The 17,794-nt window shown below is 38.7% G+C and carries 16 protein-coding genes; 14 read left to right on the top strand and 2 right to left on the bottom strand.

Annotated elements, in window-relative coordinates; translation table 11 throughout:
* Positions 1 to 74 precede the first annotated feature (74 nt).
* Together serB and QM959_RS02150 are read left to right on the top strand one after the other, a co-directional pair.
* A complete protein-coding gene (serB, locus tag QM959_RS02155; protein ID WP_414371122.1) occupies positions 75 to 719 on the top strand; it encodes a phosphoserine phosphatase SerB in 645 nt (214 codons plus the stop codon).
* A gap of 8 nt (positions 720 to 727) precedes the next feature.
* Entirely contained in the window at positions 728 to 1,843 is a 1,116-nt protein-coding gene (locus tag QM959_RS02150) for a glycerate kinase (protein WP_414371120.1), read from the top strand.
* On the opposite strand, the gene QM959_RS02145 is transcribed toward QM959_RS02150, so the two are convergent.
* Positions 1,840 to 2,286, bottom strand: coding sequence for a YueI family protein (locus tag QM959_RS02145; protein WP_414371118.1), 447 nt, complete (start codon positions 2,284 to 2,286; stop codon positions 1,840 to 1,842). The two genes, QM959_RS02150 and QM959_RS02145, sit on opposite strands and share 4 nt — an antisense overlap.
* A 163-nt stretch (positions 2,287 to 2,449) precedes the next feature.
* Here QM959_RS02145 and eno point away from each other — a divergent pair, with 163 nt between their 5' ends.
* From eno to QM959_RS02120, 5 genes are all read left to right on the top strand, one after another.
* On the top strand, positions 2,450 to 3,754 hold the full coding sequence (eno, locus tag QM959_RS02140) for a surface-displayed alpha-enolase (protein WP_000022825.1): 1,305 nt from the start codon (positions 2,450 to 2,452) through the stop codon (positions 3,752 to 3,754).
* Between the two features lie 270 nt (positions 3,755 to 4,024).
* Positions 4,025 to 5,284 carry a UDP-N-acetylglucosamine 1-carboxyvinyltransferase gene (locus QM959_RS02135; protein WP_414371116.1) on the top strand — a complete coding sequence of 420 codons (1,260 nt, stop codon included), beginning with the start codon at positions 4,025 to 4,027 and terminating at the stop codon, positions 5,282 to 5,284.
* A gap of 15 nt (positions 5,285 to 5,299) precedes the next feature.
* Positions 5,300 to 5,851, top strand: coding sequence for a GNAT family N-acetyltransferase (locus QM959_RS02130; protein ID WP_414371402.1), 552 nt, complete (start codon positions 5,300 to 5,302; stop codon positions 5,849 to 5,851).
* Positions 5,844 to 7,121, top strand: a complete 1,278-nt coding sequence (spxR, locus tag QM959_RS02125; protein ID WP_414371115.1) for a CBS-HotDog domain-containing transcription factor SpxR — start codon at positions 5,844 to 5,846, stop codon at positions 7,119 to 7,121. The genes QM959_RS02130 and spxR overlap by 8 nt, the downstream gene beginning before the upstream one ends.
* 15 nt (positions 7,122 to 7,136) lie before the next feature.
* Positions 7,137 to 7,997: a methionyl aminopeptidase gene (locus QM959_RS02120; protein ID WP_000631543.1), complete on the top strand. Its 861-nt coding sequence runs from the start codon at positions 7,137 to 7,139 to the stop codon at positions 7,995 to 7,997.
* Positions 7,998 to 8,176: 179 nt separating this feature from the next.
* Here QM959_RS02120 and QM959_RS02115 read toward each other — a convergent pair whose 3' ends face one another.
* A complete protein-coding gene (locus tag QM959_RS02115) occupies positions 8,177 to 9,025 on the bottom strand; it encodes a YitT family protein (protein ID WP_247934277.1) in 849 nt (282 codons plus the stop codon).
* A 141-nt stretch (positions 9,026 to 9,166) separates the two neighbouring features.
* On the opposite strand from QM959_RS02115, the gene QM959_RS02110 reads away from it, so the two are divergent.
* The 7 genes from QM959_RS02110 to QM959_RS02080 all read left to right on the top strand — a co-directional run bounded on the left by QM959_RS02110 (position 9,167) and on the right by QM959_RS02080 (position 17,622).
* Positions 9,167 to 10,006, top strand: a complete 840-nt coding sequence (locus QM959_RS02110; protein WP_414371113.1) for a DegV family protein — start codon at positions 9,167 to 9,169, stop codon at positions 10,004 to 10,006.
* Between the two features lie 107 nt (positions 10,007 to 10,113).
* Positions 10,114 to 10,389: an HU family DNA-binding protein gene (locus QM959_RS02105; RefSeq protein ID WP_001284637.1), complete on the top strand. Its 276-nt coding sequence runs from the start codon at positions 10,114 to 10,116 to the stop codon at positions 10,387 to 10,389.
* Positions 10,390 to 10,753: 364 nt separating this feature from the next.
* Positions 10,754 to 11,461 (top strand): thiol-disulfide oxidoreductase-associated membrane protein CcdA2, encoded by a 708-nt coding sequence (gene ccdA2, locus QM959_RS02100; RefSeq protein ID WP_414371111.1) that lies wholly within the window; start codon positions 10,754 to 10,756, stop codon positions 11,459 to 11,461.
* Between the two features lie 10 nt (positions 11,462 to 11,471).
* Positions 11,472 to 12,038, top strand: a complete 567-nt coding sequence (gene sdbB / locus QM959_RS02095) for a thiol-disulfide oxidoreductase-associated lipoprotein SdbB (protein WP_414371109.1) — start codon at positions 11,472 to 11,474, stop codon at positions 12,036 to 12,038.
* A gap of 122 nt (positions 12,039 to 12,160) precedes the next feature.
* Positions 12,161 to 13,552, top strand: a complete 1,392-nt coding sequence (locus QM959_RS02090; RefSeq protein ID WP_414371107.1) for an APC family permease — start codon at positions 12,161 to 12,163, stop codon at positions 13,550 to 13,552.
* A 142-nt stretch (positions 13,553 to 13,694) separates the two neighbouring features.
* On the top strand, positions 13,695 to 14,612 hold the full coding sequence (gene adcAII, locus QM959_RS02085; protein ID WP_414371105.1) for a zinc-binding lipoprotein AdcAII: 918 nt from the start codon (positions 13,695 to 13,697) through the stop codon (positions 14,610 to 14,612).
* A 7-nt stretch (positions 14,613 to 14,619) separates the two neighbouring features.
* A complete protein-coding gene (locus QM959_RS02080; protein ID WP_414371103.1) occupies positions 14,620 to 17,622 on the top strand; it encodes a pneumococcal-type histidine triad protein in 3,003 nt (1,000 codons plus the stop codon).
* Positions 17,623 to 17,794 lie beyond the last annotated feature (172 nt).

Raw genomic sequence — 17,794 nt, 5'->3', positions numbered from 1 at the left:
TTATCTATACCTACGGTAAGGAAACGCTGACGTAGTTTGAAGAGATTTTCGAAGAGTATTAGAGAGGAGAACTGATGTATCAAGTAAAAGGCTTGTGTGTCATGGATGTTGATGGGACCTTAATCCTAGAAGAAGTGATTGATTTGTTGGGAAGAGAGGCAGCTTGTGAGGAGAAAATTTCGCAGATTACAAGTCGGGCAATGAGGGGAGAGTTAGACTTTGAAAGCAGTTTAAGAAAAAGAGTGTCCTTGTTGGAAGGTCTTCCTGTCTCGGTCTTCGATAAAGTCTTCAACTCTATTCATCTATCGCCAAATGCCCAGGAATTCGTCTCTATTCTCCAAAAGAACGGTATCCTAGTTGGTCTGGTGTCAGGTGGATTTACACCAATAGTTGACAGATTAGCAAAATCCCTCGGCATTTCCCATCTCTCTGCCAATCAACTTGAAGTCAAAGACGATCATCTAACAGGGAAATTAGTTGGACAAATTATCAGTCCCCAGGTCAAAAAAGAGACTCTGGAACAATGGAGAAGGGAACTGCAACTTCCTAGAGAAAGAACAGTTGCAATCGGTGATGGGGCCAATGATCTATTAATGTTGAAGTCGGCAGGGCTAGGAATCGCCTTTTGTGCCAAAGAAGTACTCAAAAAAGAAATACCGAATCATGTTGACAAGAGGGATTTTTTAGAAGTTCTTCCTTTGATTGATTTTTTAGAATGAGGGAAAATATGAAGATTGTAATTGCACCAGATTCATTTAAGGAAAGCTTGACCGCCGAAGAGGTAGCTGAATCTATTAAAAGAGGCTTCCAACAATCGATAGCAGATGTAGAATGTGTCCTCTGCCCTGTTGGTGATGGTGGCGAAGGTACAGTAGATTCCATTCGACATTCTCTTGATCTAGAAGAAAAATGGATCCAAGTTACAGGACCTTTTGGACGAAAAGAAGCCATGCGCTATTTTCAAAAAGGGGAACTGGCACTCTTTGAAGTTGCCGACTTGGTTGGCCTTGGAAAGATTCCGCTAGAGAAACGAAATCCACTTCAAATCAAAACTTGTGGTATTGGAGAGTTGATTCGCCATCTCATTGCTCAAGGGATTAAAGAGATCTATATCGGCGTTGGTGGCACGTCTAGTAATGATGGCGGTATTGGGATTGCTGCTGGTTTGGGTTATCAATTTTATGATAGGGATGGAAATATCTTGCCCGCTTGCGGTCAGTCCTTATTAAACTTAGCTTCTATGTCAACAGAAAATCGCTATGAAATTCCTAAAGATGTTAAAATTCGTATTTTAGCAGATGTCGTGAGTCCCTTATGTGGTCATCAAGGTGCGACTTACACTTTTGGCAAACAAAAAGGCCTAGATCCTATTATGTTTGAGACCGTAGATCAGGCAATCCAAGATTTTTATGAAAAAGTTTCATCTGCAACATTGGAAATTAAAGGAGCAGGAGCTGGTGGAGGCCTTGCTGGCGGTTTGTGTGCCTTTGCTCAGGCCAATATTGTGTCTGGTATTGATACCTGCTTGAACTTAATCAACTTTGATAAGAAAGTTTCAGATGCTGATTTGGTTATCGTTGGAGAGGGAAGACTAGATCGTCAAAGTTTAGCAGGTAAAGCACCTATTGGTGTTGCAAAAAGAACCCCTGTTGGAGTTCCTGTTATTGCGATTTGCGGTAGTCTTGCTGAAGATTTACCTTCCCTACCATTTGAAAATATCCAAGCTGCCTTCTCAATTTTGGAGAAATGTGAACCTTTGGAAGATAGTTTGAGAAATGCCAGTCTCTATCTGGAGCACTCAGCTGCCAATATTGGGCGTTTATTAAGTATGCGCAATATTTAGCCAAACCATTTCTTCCATAAGGATGTTTTGGCTGGTTCTTCCTTTTTAACTTCCCAAAGTTTTGCAAAAGCAAGTCGAAGATCCTTTTCTTCTACTTGTACTGGTGCATTACTATGGATAATCAGGCCAAAAGGAGAAGAAGTATGCTCTTCAGATACTATGGTTGCTTGACTATCAGTTTCTTTTGCTTCTTTTAAGTAGAAAACTTGCTTATCAAATTCGATATTTGGTGAGATCTTCACAAATAGTGGCTCTGCTTTTTCCTGAAGGCTTTCTAAAATAGATAAAAAGCCTTTTTCTAGCTGAGGGCTATTTGCTGTGTCAATATCTGCATATCCAAGAACTCTTTCCTCAAAAGTACCAAGATAGCGTCTTTGCTCATCCGGATTTAATTTTGGCCCACCATGAGCTTTTTCAAGTAATTGTTTTGATAAATCTGTCATGAAAACAGTATATCATAAAAGTTAGAATAAAACAGACAAAAGAAAGCGATTACTTTATAAAGTTAAGGAAAATTTGCACAAAGATAACGTTTTTTCTTGAAAAAGGAGGGGTTTTAAGGTATTATAGAGGTGTAAAAAATTTAACTCATAAGGAGAGTAAAAAATGTCAATTATTACTGATGTTTACGCTCGCGAAGTCCTAGACTCACGCGGTAACCCAACACTTGAAGTAGAAGTTTACACTGAATCAGGTGCTTTCGGACGTGGTATGGTTCCATCAGGAGCTTCTACTGGTGAACACGAAGCAGTTGAACTTCGCGACGGTGACAAATCTCGTTACGGTGGTCTTGGTACACAAAAAGCTGTTGACAACGTAAACAACATCATTGCTGAAGCTATCATTGGCTACGATGTACGTGATCAACAAGCTATCGACCGTGCTATGATCGCACTTGACGGAACTCCTAACAAAGGTAAATTGGGTGCTAACGCAATCCTTGGTGTGTCAATCGCTGTAGCTCGTGCTGCTGCTGACTACCTTGAAATCCCACTTTACAGCTACCTTGGTGGATTCAACACTAAAGTTCTTCCAACTCCAATGATGAACATCATCAATGGTGGTTCTCACTCAGATGCTCCAATCGCTTTCCAAGAATTCATGATCGTACCTGCTGGTGCACCAACATTCAAAGAAGCTCTTCGTTGGGGTGCTGAAATCTTCCACGCTCTTAAGAAAATCCTTAAATCTCGTGGTCTTGAAACAGCCGTAGGTGACGAAGGTGGATTCGCTCCTCGTTTCGAAGGAACTGAAGACGGTGTTGAAACTATCCTTGCTGCTATCGAAGCTGCTGGTTATGTTCCAGGTAAAGACGTATTTATTGGATTTGACTGTGCATCATCAGAATTCTACGATAAAGAACGTAAAGTATACGACTACACTAAATTCGAAGGTGAAGGAGCTGCTGTTCGTACTTCTGCAGAACAAATCGACTACCTTGAAGAATTGGTAAACAAATACCCAATCATCACTATCGAAGATGGTATGGACGAAAACGACTGGGATGGATGGAAAGCTCTTACTGAACGTCTTGGTGGTAAAGTTCAATTGGTTGGTGACGACTTCTTCGTAACAAACACTGCTTACCTTGAAAGAGGTATCGCTGAAGGCGCTGCTAACTCAATCCTTATCAAAGTTAACCAAATCGGTACTCTTACTGAAACATTCGACGCTATCGAAATGGCTAAAGAAGCTGGTTACACTGCCGTTGTATCACACCGTTCAGGTGAAACTGAAGATTCAACAATCGCTGATATCGCAGTTGCAACTAACGCAGGACAAATCAAGACTGGTTCACTTTCACGTACAGACCGTATCGCTAAATACAACCAATTGCTTCGTATCGAAGACCAACTTGGTGAAGTAGCTGAATACCGTGGATTGAAATCATTCTACAACTTGAAAAAATAAAATAGTTCAGTGAACTATTTTATTCCGAACCTTGAAACTCAAAAGTTCGGCCGTTGATTTAACAACGTTTCTAGCCCCTCGGATTTTATCCGGAGGGCCTTTTTTCTGTTCAGGAGGCAAAAAAGGGGCATAACTTTTTAAGAAAGCTCAGTTACGCAATAAATACGATTCAGCTAATATAATTGAAAATGATGGAAAAAAAGGTGAATTTATGATATACTCTAGTATAGGACCTTTTTAGAAATTTTGAAAGAGTATAAAAAATTTAAAATGAGAAAAATTCTTATCAATGGTGGCTTGCCCCTGCAAGGTGAGATTACCATTAGTGGCGCAAAAAATAGTGTAGTAGCTTTGATTCCGGCTATTATTTTAGCAGACGATATTGTAACTTTGGATTGTGTACCAGATATTTCTGATGTTGCTAGTCTTGTCGAAATCATGGAGTTAATGGGTGCTACCGTTAAGCGTTATGACGATGTGTTAGAGATTGATCCAAGAGGTGTTCAAAATATTCCAATGCCTTATGGAAAAATCAATAGTCTTCGTGCATCTTATTATTTTTATGGAAGTCTTTTAGGACGCTTTGGTGAAGCCACTGTTGGCTTGCCGGGAGGATGTGATCTTGGTCCTCGTCCGATTGACTTACACCTTAAGGCTTTTGAAGCTATGGGTGCTACTGTTAGCTACGAGGGAGATAACATGAAGTTATCTGCTAAAGAAACAGGACTTCATGGCGCAAGTATTTACATGGATACAGTTAGTGTCGGTGCAACGATTAATACGATGATTGCTGCTGTTAAAGCAAAGGGACGTACTATTATTGAAAATGCAGCCCGTGAACCTGAGATTATTGATGTTGCTACTCTTTTGAATAATATGGGTGCTCATATCCGTGGTGCTGGAACCAATATTATCATTATTGATGGTGTTGAAAGATTACATGGAACTCGTCATCAGGTGATTCCAGATCGTATTGAAGCAGGAACATATATTTCCCTAGCTGCTGCAGTTGGTAAGGGAATTCGTATTAATAATGTTCTTTATGAACACTTAGAAGGATTCATTGCTAAGTTGGAAGAAATGGGAGTGAGAATGACTGTATCTGAAGACAGCATTTTTGTTGAGGAGCAGTCTAATTTGAAAGCAATCAATATTAAGACAGCTCCTTATCCTGGTTTTGCTACTGACTTGCAACAACCAATTACTCCTCTTTTGTTAACAGCAGAAGGGCGTGGTACCATTATTGATACCATTTATGAAAAACGAGTAAACCATGTTTTTGAACTAGCAAAGATGGACGCGGATATTACGACTACAAACGACCATATTTTATATACCGGTGGTCGTAGTTTACACGGTGCAAATGTAAAAGCTACTGACCTTAGAGCTGGGGCTGCACTTGTCATTGCTGGTTTGATGGCTGAAGGTAAAACTGAAATTACAAATATTGAGTTTATCTTACGTGGTTATTCAGATATTATTGAAAAATTACGTAATCTAGGAGCGGATATTACACTTGTTGAGGATTAAACCGTAGAGGTGTTTATGAATATTTGGACCAAATTAGCTATGTTTTCTTTTTTTGAAACGGATCGCTTGTATTTGCGTCCTTTCTTTTTTAGTGATAGTAAGGACTTCTATGAGATAGCTTCAAATCCAGAAAATTTACAGTTCATTTTTCCAAGTCAAGCTAGCTTGCAAGAGAGTCAGTATGCACTGGCCAATTATTTTATGAAGTCTCCTTTAGGAGTATGGGCTATTTGTGATAAGAAAACTGAAAAAATGATTGGTTCAATTAAGTTTGAAAAGCTAGATGAAATTAAAAAAGAAGCAGAACTTGGCTATTTTTTGAGAAAAGATGCATGGTCTCAAGGATTTATGACAGAGGTTGTTAGAAAAATTTGTCAGCTTTCTTTTGAGGAATTTGGTTTAAAACAATTATCCATCATAACCCACCTTGAAAATGAAGCTAGTCAAAGAGTTGCTCTTAAGTCTGGATTTCGATTGATTCGTCAGTTTAAAGGAAGTGATCGCTATACAAGGAAAATGCGTGATTATCTTGAGTTTCGATATGTAAAAGGAGAATTCAATGAGTAAACACCAAGAAATTCTAAGCTATTTGGAAGAATTACCCGTTGGTAAAAGGGTCAGTGTTCGTAGCATTTCCAACCATCTAGGAGTCAGTGATGGAACGGCTTATCGGGCCATCAAAGAAGCTGAAAACCGTGGAATTGTAGAGACTCGCCCAAGAAGTGGTACTATCCGTGTTAAATCTCAGAAAGTTGCTATAGAGAGATTAACTTTTGCTGAAATTGCAGAAGTGACTTCTTCTGAAGTTCTGGCTGGGCAAGAAGGTTTAGAGAGAGAATTTAGTAAGTTCTCAATCGGTGCCATGACCGAACAGAATATCTTGTCTTACCTTCATGATGGGGGACTCTTGATTGTCGGAGACCGTACCCGTATCCAATTATTAGCGCTGGAAAATGAAAATGCAGTTCTGGTTACAGGTGGATTTCAGATCCATGATGATGTGCTTAAACTGGCCAATCAAAAAGGAATTCCAGTTTTAAGAAGCAAGCACGACACTTTCACCGTTGCGACCATGATCAATAAAGCCTTGTCAAATGTCCAAATTAAGACTGATATTCTGACAGTTGAGAAACTTTATCGCCCGAGTCATGAATATGGTTTTTTGAGAGAGACAGATACTGTTAAAGATTATTTAGATTTGGTACGTAAGAATCGTAGCAGTCGTTTCCCTGTTATCAATCAACATCAGGTTGTTGTTGGAGTTGTTACCATGAGAGATGCTGGTGATAAGTCACCAAGTACGACAATTGACAAAGTCATGTCTCGTAGTTTATTTTTGGTTGGATTATCGACAAATATTGCCAATGTGAGTCAACGGATGATTGCTGAAGACTTTGAAATGGTACCAGTTGTTCGAAGCAATCAAACTTTGCTTGGCGTTGTAACTAGACGAGATGTTATGGAGAAGATGAGTCGTTCTCAAGTTTCTGCTCTCCCAACTTTTTCTGAGCAGATTGGACAGAAGCTTTCTTATCACCACGACGAGGTGGTAATTACAGTTGAACCCTTTATGCTTGAGAAGAACGGAGTTTTGGCTAATGGTATATTGGCAGAAATTTTGACCCATATGACCCAAGATTTAGTTGTTAATAGTGGTCGTAATCTTATCATCGAGCAGATGCTAATCTACTTTTTGCAAGCGGTTCAAATAGATGATATATTGCGCATTCAAGCACGCATTATTCATCATACTAGACGGTCAGCTATTATTGACTACGATATTTATCATGGTCATCAGATTGTTTCAAAAGCAAATGTAACCGTTAAAATTAATTAGAAACTAGGAGAAAAAATGATAACATTAAAATCAGCTCGTGAAATCGAAGCTATGGATAAGGCCGGTGATTTTCTAGCAAGTATTCATATCGGCTTACGTGATTTGATTAAGCCTGGCGTAGATATGTGGGAAGTTGAAGAGTATGTCCGCCGTCGTTGTAAGGAAGAAAATTTCCTTCCGCTTCAGATTGGAGTTGACGGTGCAATGATGGACTATCCTTATGCTACCTGTTGCTCTCTTAATGATGAAGTGGCTCACGCTTTTCCTCGTCACTATATCTTGAAAGATGGTGATTTGCTCAAAGTTGATATGGTTTTGGGAGGCCCAATTGCTAAATCTGACCTGAATGTCTCAAAATTAAACTTTAACAATGTTGAGCAAATGAAAAAATACACCCAGAGTTACTCTGGTGGCCTAGCAGACTCTTGTTGGGCATATGCTGTTGGTACACCGTCCGAAGAAGTGAAAAACTTGATGGATGTAACTAAAGAAGCTATGTACAAGGGGATTGAACAAGCTGTTGTTGGAAACCGTATCGGTGATATTGGAGCAGCGATTCAAGAATACGCTGAAAGTCGTGGTTACGGTGTAGTGCGTGATTTGGTTGGTCATGGTGTTGGCCCAACCATGCACGAAGAACCAATGGTTCCCAACTATGGTATTGCTGGTCGTGGGCTTCGTCTCCGTGAAGGAATGGTCTTGACCATTGAACCGATGATCAATACAGGTGACTGGGAAATTGATACAGATATGAAAACAGGGTGGGCGCATAAGACCATTGACGGTGGATTGTCATGTCAGTATGAGCACCAATTTGTCATTACGAAAGATGGACCTGTTATCTTGACTAGTCAAGGTGAAGAAGGGACTTATTAATAAAAAGTAAAAAGGCTACTGGATGTTTATTTTGATAAAAAATCCAGTAGATCTTTTTATATTAAATAGATGCATTATTTTGATGTTTTCAGACTTTTGAAGACAACAAAATAGGCTCAATAATATCCATAGGGGATTTACCCACTACCAATATTATTGAGCCTAACTTTTGAGGTCTTTTATTCTTTTTCAAAGGTGAATCCTTCTCCAAGGATTTCATGGGCTTCTGTAATAGTTATAAAGGCTTGAGGATCGATTCGATGAATCATTTCCTTCATTTTCACAATTTCATTTCGTCCGACAATGCAGTAGATGATTTTCAAATCTTTTTGACTATAGTAGCCTTGTCCTGATATAAAAGTAACACCTCTTCCTAGGTCATCATTAATCGCCTTAGCAAGTTGATCAGGACGCTTTGTGATAATCATAAATCCTTTACCTGCATAGCCACCTTCGCCAATCAAATCAATAACACGAGAAACGATAAAATCAAACAAGAGCGTGTAGGTAACCAATCTCAAATCTTTGAAGATTAAGAGAATAAGCATGAGAATACAAAAATCTAAGATAAAGAGCAACTTTCCCATGGATATATGTGTATATTTGTTGAGAATACGAGCTAGAATATCAGTTCCACCAGTTGTACCACCAGCATTAAAGATAATTCCAAGACCAATTCCCAATAGAATCCCAGCTATAAGGGCAGTGATTAGTAAATCACCTTGAAGATCAATATGAAGGGGAATACGCTCAAAAACAGCCAACCAAGCGGACAAAGCTAAGGTTCCTAGTAAACTAGAATAGAGGGATTTAGCTCCAAAGATTTTCCAAGCTAGAATGAAAAGGGGAATGTTAATCAGCAGATTCATGAGAGAAACAGGGATTTTAAAAAGATAAAAAGTGATAAGGGTAATACCTGTCGCACCTCCTTCAAAGAGATGATGAGGAACTACAAAATAAGTCAGACCAAAAGCATAAATAGCAGCACCTAGTAAAATGGTTAAAATGGGATAAATTTTTTTAATCATAGGACACCTCTTTTCTTATAAGTAGATTATATCAAATTTTTAGGGAAAATTTGAATGACTCCATTAGGATTTTTAATCTTTTTTTGATATAATTAAAAGTAAGAAAACCAATCTGAATCCTAAAATAGAAAGATTGATACTATGACTAAAATTAAGATTGTAACCGATTCATCTGTTACTATTGAACCAGAACTAGTAAAGCAATTAGATATCACAATTATTCCATTATCTGTAATGATTGATAATGTTGTTTATTCTGATGCTGATTTGAAAGAAGAAGGTAAATTTCTTCAGTTGATGCAAGCAAGTAAGAATCTTCCTAAGACAAGTCAACCACCTGTAGGTGTCTTTGCTGAAGTATTTGAAGACCTATGCAAGGATGGTAGTCAGATTCTTGCTATTCATATGTCCCATGCCCTTTCAGGTACTGTAGAAGCAGCGCGCCAAGGTGCTAGTTTATCTACTGCTGACGTAACAGTTATTGACAGTTCCTTTACTGACCAAGCCCTGAAATTTCAGGTTGTTGAGGCTGCGAAGTTAGCACAAGAAGGCAAAGATATGGAGGAAATTTTAACTCGTGTAGAAGAGGTTAAAAACCATACAGAACTTTATATTGGCGTTTCAACTTTGGAAAATTTAGTAAAAGGTGGACGAATTGGACGTGTAACTGGATTGTTGAGCTCACTTCTCAATATTCGTGTTGTCATGCAAATGAAAGACCATGAATTGCAGCCAATTGTTAAAGGTCGTGGAGCTAAAACCTTTAAAAAATGGTTAGATGAGTTGACAACATCTCTCTCTGAACGTTCTGTAGCAGAGATTGGAATTTCATATTCTGGTAGTGCTGATTGGTCAAAAGAGATGAAAGAAAGCTTACAAGCTTATGTTGAAAAGCCAATTTCAGTTTTGGAAACGGGCTCTATTATTCAGACTCATACAGGCGAGAATGCATGGGCTATTTTAGTACGTTACCATTCCTAAAAAAATAAAGAAAATGCGAATAAACAACGTTTTTAACTTGACCAAAAAGGGATTTTAGGATATGATTATATTTGTTAATTAGAAATTAATTTGGAGGAATCATTAACATGGCAAACAAACAAGATTTGATCGCTAAAGTAGCAGAAGCTACAGAATTGACTAAGAAAGACTCAGCAGCAGCAGTTGAAGCTGTATTCGCAGCAGTAGCTGATTACCTTGCAGCTGGTGAAAAAGTTCAATTGATCGGTTTTGGTAACTTTGAAGTTCGTGAGCGTGCTGCACGTAAAGGTCGCAACCCACAAACTGGTAAAGAAATCACAATTGCAGCTTCTAAAGTTCCAGCATTCAAAGCTGGTAAAGCTCTCAAAGACGCTGTTAAATAACCAGCCCTTAAAAAGCCTATTGTATCAAGCTTTCTAGCTTGGTCAGTAGGCTTTTTTTGTGTATAGGGGGCATTTTGGGGCAGAATCAGAATGAACTAGTAAGTGAAAAAATCTTTCAAATACAAGCTAATACTCTTCGAAAATCTCTTCAAACCACGTCAGCGTCGCCTTACCGTATAGATGTTACTGACTTCGTCAGCTCTATCTGCAACCTCAAAACAGTGTTTTGAGCAACCTGCGGCTAGCTTCCTAGTTTGCTCTTTGATTTTCATTGAGTATAATTCAAATTGCGTAGCAGAAATCATACAAATAAAATTGATTATAGTAAAATAGGATATGAATTATTAAGAAAGTTGGTTCTTTATTGGAAACGATATTATTTTCAATCTCCGTTTTTTTAGCAGGGATCTTGTCCTTCTTTTCCCCTTGTATTTTTCCTCTGTTACCAGTCTATACTGGAATTTTATTGGATGATCAGGAAAGCGCAAAAAGCTTTTCTTTGTTTGGGAGAAAGGTTCTTTGGTCAGGATTGATTCGAACACTTTGCTTTATTGCAGGTATTTCTCTCATTTTCTTTATTCTAGGATTTGGTGCTGGTTACTTTGGTAATATTCTCTATGCCAATTGGTTTCGATATACCATGGGGACGATTATTATCGTTTTAGGTCTACACCAAATGGAAATTTTTCATTTTAATAAATTAGAGGTTCAAAAAAGCTTTACTTTTAAAAAATCAGATTCTAATCGTTATTGGTCAGCTTTTTTACTTGGTATTACCTTTAGCTTTGGTTGGACGCCTTGTATTGGTCCGGTCTTAAGTTCTGTTTTAGCACTTGCGGCTTCTGGAGGCAATGGCGCCTGGCAAGGAGCTATCTATACCTTGATTTACACTTTGGGGATGGCCATTCCTTTCTTGGTTTTGGCCCTAGCTTCAGGTGTGGTGATGCCTTATTTTAGTAAAATCAAGCGTCATATGATGCTACTGAAGAAAATTGGTGGTTTCCTCATTATTTTAATGGGAATTTTGTTACTATTAGGACAAGTAAATGTTCTAGCTGGAATTTTTGAATAAAGGAGAACAAATGAAAAAAGTAATGTTTGCTGGCTTAAGCCTCTTGTCATTAGTTGTATTGATGGCTTGTGGTGAGGAAGAGACTAAAAAGAGTCAAGCACCAGAACAAACCCCAAAACAACAGCAACAAACGACTGTACAACAAATTGCTGTTGGAAAAGAGGCTCCAGACTTTACCTTGCAATCAATGGATGGCAAAGAAGTGAAGTTGTCTGATTATAAGGGTAAAAAAGTCTATTTGAAGTTTTGGGCTTCATGGTGTGGTCCATGTAAGAAAAGTATGCCTGAGTTGATGGAATTAGCTGCAAAAGAAGATCGTGACTTTGAAATTCTTAGTGTCATTGCACCGGGAATTCAAGGTGAAAAAACTGTAGAGCAATTCCCACAATGGTTCCAAGATCAAGGTTATAAGGATATCCCAGTTCTTTACGATACTAAAGCAACAACCTTCCAAGCTTATCAAATCCGAAGCATTCCTACAGAATACCTAATTGATAGTCAAGGAAAGATTGGAAAGATTCAATTTGGTGTTATCAGCAACGCGGATGCAGAAGCAGCCTTTAAAGAAATGAACTAGAATAGATAAAAATCTGATTACAAGAGAGTAGTCAGATTTTTTTAGAAAATCATTTTATAAATATTCACAAATACCCCATATTTATGGTAAAATAGGATCATCATTCTATTTTGGAGTCAAAGATGAATATATTTAGAACAAAGAATGTTAGTTTAGATAAAACGGAGATGCATAGGCATTTGAAGTTATGGGATTTGATTTTGTTGGGTATTGGAGCCATGGTAGGGACAGGTGTCTTTACAATTACAGGTACTGCAGCCGCAACTCTAGCGGGTCCAGCTCTAGTGATTTCAATCGTCATTTCTGCCTTGTGTGTGGGATTATCAGCTCTATTTTTTGCAGAATTTGCTTCACGGGTACCTGCTACAGGTGGTGCCTACAGTTATCTCTATGCTATTTTAGGAGAATTTCCAGCTTGGTTGGCTGGCTGGTTAACCATGATGGAATTCATGACAGCCATATCGGGTGTTGCTTCGGGTTGGGCAGCTTATTTTAAAGGCTTGCTCTCTCAATACGGGATAGCTCTTCCTCAGGCTTTAAATGGTACCTTTAATCCTCAAGCAGGGACATTTGTTGATTTATTGCCAATTCTTGTCTTGGTCTTGGTGACTTCGCTTGTTTTACTAAATGCCAAAGCAGCCTTACGCTTTAATTCTATCCTAGTTATTTTGAAATTTTCCGCTTTAGCTCTTTTTGTTTTAGTAGGAATTTGGCATATCAAACTTGATAATTGGAGCAATTTTGCTCCTTATGGTTTTGGACAATTCTATGGAGCTAGCACTGGTATTATGGCTGGTGCATCCTTGATGTTCTTTGGTTTTTTGGGATTTGAATCCATCTCTATGGCCGTAGATGAAGTCAAGACTCCTCAAAAAAATATTCCTAGAGGGATTGTCTTATCGCTTTCTATCGTAACCATTCTCTATGCCTTTGTGACGCTTGTCTTGACTGGTGTGGTTCACTATAGTCATCTAAATGTCGATGATGCCGTTGCCTTTGCTCTTCGCAGCGTTGGAATTAGTTGGGCAGCTAATTATGTGTCATTAGTGGCCATCTTGACCTTGATTACGGTTTGTATCTCGATGACCTATGCCCTATCGCGTATGATTTACAGTTTAGCGCGTGACGGATTGATGCCTGTTGCCTTTAAAGAACTAACGAAGACAAGCAAGGTACCAAAAAATGCTACTATCTTGACAGGTCTAGCTTCAGCGATAGCTGCTGGAATGTTCCCTCTTGCTAGTATCGCAGCCTTCTTAAATATTTGTACCTTAGCCTACTTGATCATGCTAGCTTACGGCCTGATTTGCTTACGAAAGGAAAAAGGGATGCCAAAAGCTGGAGAATTTAAGACACCATTGGTAGCCTTGTTACCGATTTTATCAATCATCATTTGTTTATCTTTCATGTTGCAGTATAATGTGGAAACCTGGATTGCTTTCCTAGTTGCTTTGTTGATAGGAAGTCTTATTTACTTTACTTATGGCTATAAGCATTCGACTATAGAAGAATAAAGTGAAAGTCTGTTGAGTTGTTGAAACTCAGCAGATTTTTATATGTGAAAGAAATTTCAAATTTTTTCTAAAAATATCTTGACAGATTAAATTTTTAGGAGTAGAATGTTTACCAGTTAATTAATTAGTTAAGGGGTTGTTTATGAAAAAACAAAGTTTATTTTTAGTATTTTTAAGTGTCTTTCTTTTGTGTTTAGCTGCTTGTGGGCAGAAGGAAAGCCAGACAGGGAAAGGGATGAAAATTGTAACTAGTTTTTACCCTATCTATGCCATGGTTAAGGAAGTATCTGGTGACTTGAATGATGTTCGAATGATTCAGTCAAGTAGTGGAATTCACTCCTTTGAACCTTCAGCAAATGATATCGCAGCAATCTATGATGCGGATGTCTTTGTCTATCACTCGCATACGCTCGAATCTTGGGCAGGAAGTCTGGATCCCAATCTTAAAAAATCCAAAGTTAAGGTTTTAGAGGCTTCTGAGGGAATGACCTTAGACCGTGTTCCTGGGCTAGAAGATGTGGAAGCAGGTGATGGAGTTGACGAAAAAACGCTCTATGATCCTCATACTTGGCTAGATCCTGAAAAAGCTGGCGAAGAAGCCCAGATTATCGCTGATAAACTTTCAGAGGTTGATAATGAGCATAAAGAAACTTACCAGAAAAATGCGCAAGCCTTTATCAAAAAAGCTCAAGAATTGACTAAGAAATTCCAGCCTAAATTTGAAAAAGCGAGTCAGAAAACATTTGTAACACAACATACAGCTTTTTCTTATCTAGCTAAGCGATTTGGACTCAATCAACTTGGTATAGCAGGTATCTCTCCTGAACAAGAACCAAGTCCAAGACAACTAACTGAAATTCAGGAATTTGTTAAAACCTATAAGGTTAAAACGATTTTTACAGAAAGTAACGCTTCTTCAAAAGTAGCTGAAACTCTTGTCAAATCAACAGGTGTTGGTCTTAAAACTCTGAATCCTTTAGAGGCAGACCCACAAAATGACAAGACTTACCTAGAAAATCTAGAAGAAAATATGAGTGTATTAGCTGAAGAATTAAAGTGAGGCAAAAATGAAAATCAATAAAAAATATGTAGCAGGTTCAGTGGCAGTCCTTGCCCTAAGTGTCTGTTCCTATGAACTTGGACGATATCAAGCTGGTCAAGTTAAGAAAGATTCTAATCGAGTTGCTTATATAGATGGTAACCAACCAAGCCAAAAAGCAGAAAATTTGACACCTGATGAAGTCAGTAAGAGAGAGGGAATCAACGCCGAGCAAATCGTTATCAAGATTACGGACCAAGGTTATGTGACCTCTCATGGAGACCATTATCATTACTATAATGGCAAGGTTCCTTATGATGCTATTATCAGTGAAGAACTGCTGATGAAAGATCCAAATTATCAGTTGAAGGATTCAGATATTGTCAATGAAATCAAGGGTGGCTATGTCATTAAGGTAGACGGGAAATACTATGTTTACCTCAAGGATGCTGCTCACGCGGACAATATTCGGACAAAAGAAGAGATTAAACGTCAGAAACAGGAACATAGTAGTAATCATGGAGGCGGCTCTAACGATCAGGCGGTAGTTGCAGCCAGAGCTCAAGGACGTTATACAACGGATGATGGTTATATCTTTAATGCATCTGATATCATTGAGGATACGGGCGATGCCTATATCGTCCCTCATGGCAATCACTTCCACTATATTCCAAAGAGTGATTTGTCTGCTAGTGAATTAGCTGCCGCCCAAGCCTTCTTATCTGGAAAAGGTGGTCAATTAAGTACGGTTGAATATCGTTCAAGCAGGGGAGAAACAAGATCTAATGTGAGAACGAGTTCATCTGAAACTCCTCAAGATCCTGCAACAGCTCCTGAGAGTCAAAACGAGGACTTAGCTAGTCTTCTTCAAGAATTGTACGCTTTACCACTTAGCCAACGCCATGTGGAGTCTGATGGATTGGTATTTGACCCAGCACAGATTACAAAACGTACAGCCAATGGTGTGGCAGTTCCTCACGGGGATCATTTCCATTTCATTCCTTATTCGCAAATGTCTGCCTTGGAAGAAAAGTTGGCTCGAAATCTACCAATTGGAGGTCAACCAATTCAAAGTCATGCTGACAATCCGAAACCAAGTAGTACTGAGAAACCAATTTCAACCATTAAACCAAACTTTAATCTCAATACGCCAGCGCCGAATCGAGGAACTGGAGGAGCCTATACAACGGATGATGGGTATGTCTTTAGTCCGACAGATGTGATTGAAGATACAGGAGATGCTTTTGTTGTACCACACGGCAATCATTTCCACTATATACCTAAGAGTGATTTGTCTGCAGGAGAATTAGCTGCCGCTCAAGATTATTGGAATGGTAAACAGGGCTCACATTCTGCTACAAGTTCAAGTAAAACGAATAGCAATGATACAAAACCAGCCCAACCAAGTTTGACAGAGACTCCTAATCTGACTGTCACGCCAACCTATCATCAAAATCAAGGGGAAGATATTCCAAGCCTTTTACGAGAATTGTATGCCAAACCTTTGTCAGAGCGACATGTAGAATCGGATGGCTTAGTTTTTGATCCGGCACAAATCATCAAACGTACAGCTAACGGTGTTGCTGTGCCTCACGGAGACCATTATCACTTTATTCCTTATTCACAAATGTCACCTTTGGAAGAAAAATTGGCTCGTATGATAGCTGTCAAGGGACAAAATGGCAGTGTCTTGCCAAGCGTCACACCACTGAAGCCAGCCCCTACTACCAAACCTCTAGCACCAGTGGAAAATAAACCGACTGACCTTGATGTCAACCAGGTTGTTAGAAAAGTTGGCGACGGATATATTATAGAGGATAGGGGCGTTAGTCGTTATGTTCTAGCTAAAGATTTGGCCAAGGATAAGATTGATGCTATTGAAAATCTCTTGTCTAAGAAAACTCAAGAGACACACGCTCTAGTTGCGAAGAAAGAAAATGTTGCTCCTCGTGACCAAGAATTTTATGATAAAGCATATAATCTGTTGGCCGAGGCTCATAAAGCCTTGTCTGAAAATAAGGGTCGCTCTACTGATTTCCAAGTTTTGGATAAATTAGCAGAACGCTTGAATGATGAATCAACTAATAAAGGAAAATTGGTAGATGATTTATTGGCATTCCTAGCACCAATCACCCACCCAGAGCGACTTGGCAAACCAAATTCTCAAATTGCATATACAGACGATGAAATTAAATTAGCGAAATTAGCAGGCAAGTACACAACAGAAGATGGTTATATTTTTGATACTCATGATATTACCAGTGATGAGGGAGATGCCTATGTAACTCCACATATGACCCATAGTCATTGGATTAAGAAAGAGAGCTTGTCTGAAGCTGAAAGAGCGGCAGCTCAGGCTTATGTTAAAGAGAAAGGTTTGACGCCTCCTTCAACAGATAATCAGGGTTCAGGAAATACTGAGGTTAAAGGAGTAGAAGCAATCTATAATAAAGTAAAAGCAGCTAAGAAGGTTCCACTTGATCATATTCCTTACAATCTACAACATACTGTTGAAGTTAAAAATGGTAGCTTAATTATACCTCATTACGACCATTACCATAACATTAAATTTGGGTGGTTTGACGAAGGACTTTATGAGGCACCCAAAGGCTATAGTTTAGAGGATCTCTTTGCGACGATTAAGTACTATGTTGAACATCCTGACGAACGTCCACATTCTAATGACGGATGGGGAAATGCCAGCGAGCATGTCTTAGGTAAGAAAGACCACAGTGAAGATCCCAAAAAGAATTTCAAAGCAGATGAAGAACCCGTAGAGGAAACACCTGCTGAGCCAGAAGTCCCTCAAGTAGAGACTGAAAAAGTAGAATCCAAGCTCAAAGAAGCAGAAGCTTTACTTGCTAAAGTAACTGATGCTAGTCTGAAGGCCAATGCAACAGAAACCCTAGCTGGTTTAAGAAATAATTTGAGTCTCCAAACCATGGATAATAATGGCATCATAGCAGAAGCGGAGAAATTACTTGCTTTGTTAAAAGGAAGCAAGTCAGTCACGACGAAACCAGAAGCATAAGTTTGTCCTATAAATCAATGGGATGTAAGAGTCAGTAGCAATACTGGCTTTTATTTTTTAAAATGATATAAAAATCTTGACATATAAACTTAAAAAAGGTAAACTATTTACTGGTTAATTAATTGGTTAAATAACCAGTTTAGGAAAACTGTTTAACCGAGAAAAGAAGTTA

Source organism: Streptococcus mitis (genome assembly GCF_047459985.1).
Lineage (GTDB): Bacteria > Bacillota > Bacilli > Lactobacillales > Streptococcaceae > Streptococcus > Streptococcus mitis_DZ.
The sequence above is the reverse complement of the archived record's forward strand: the minus strand, read 5'-3'. Positions and strand labels throughout refer to the sequence as shown.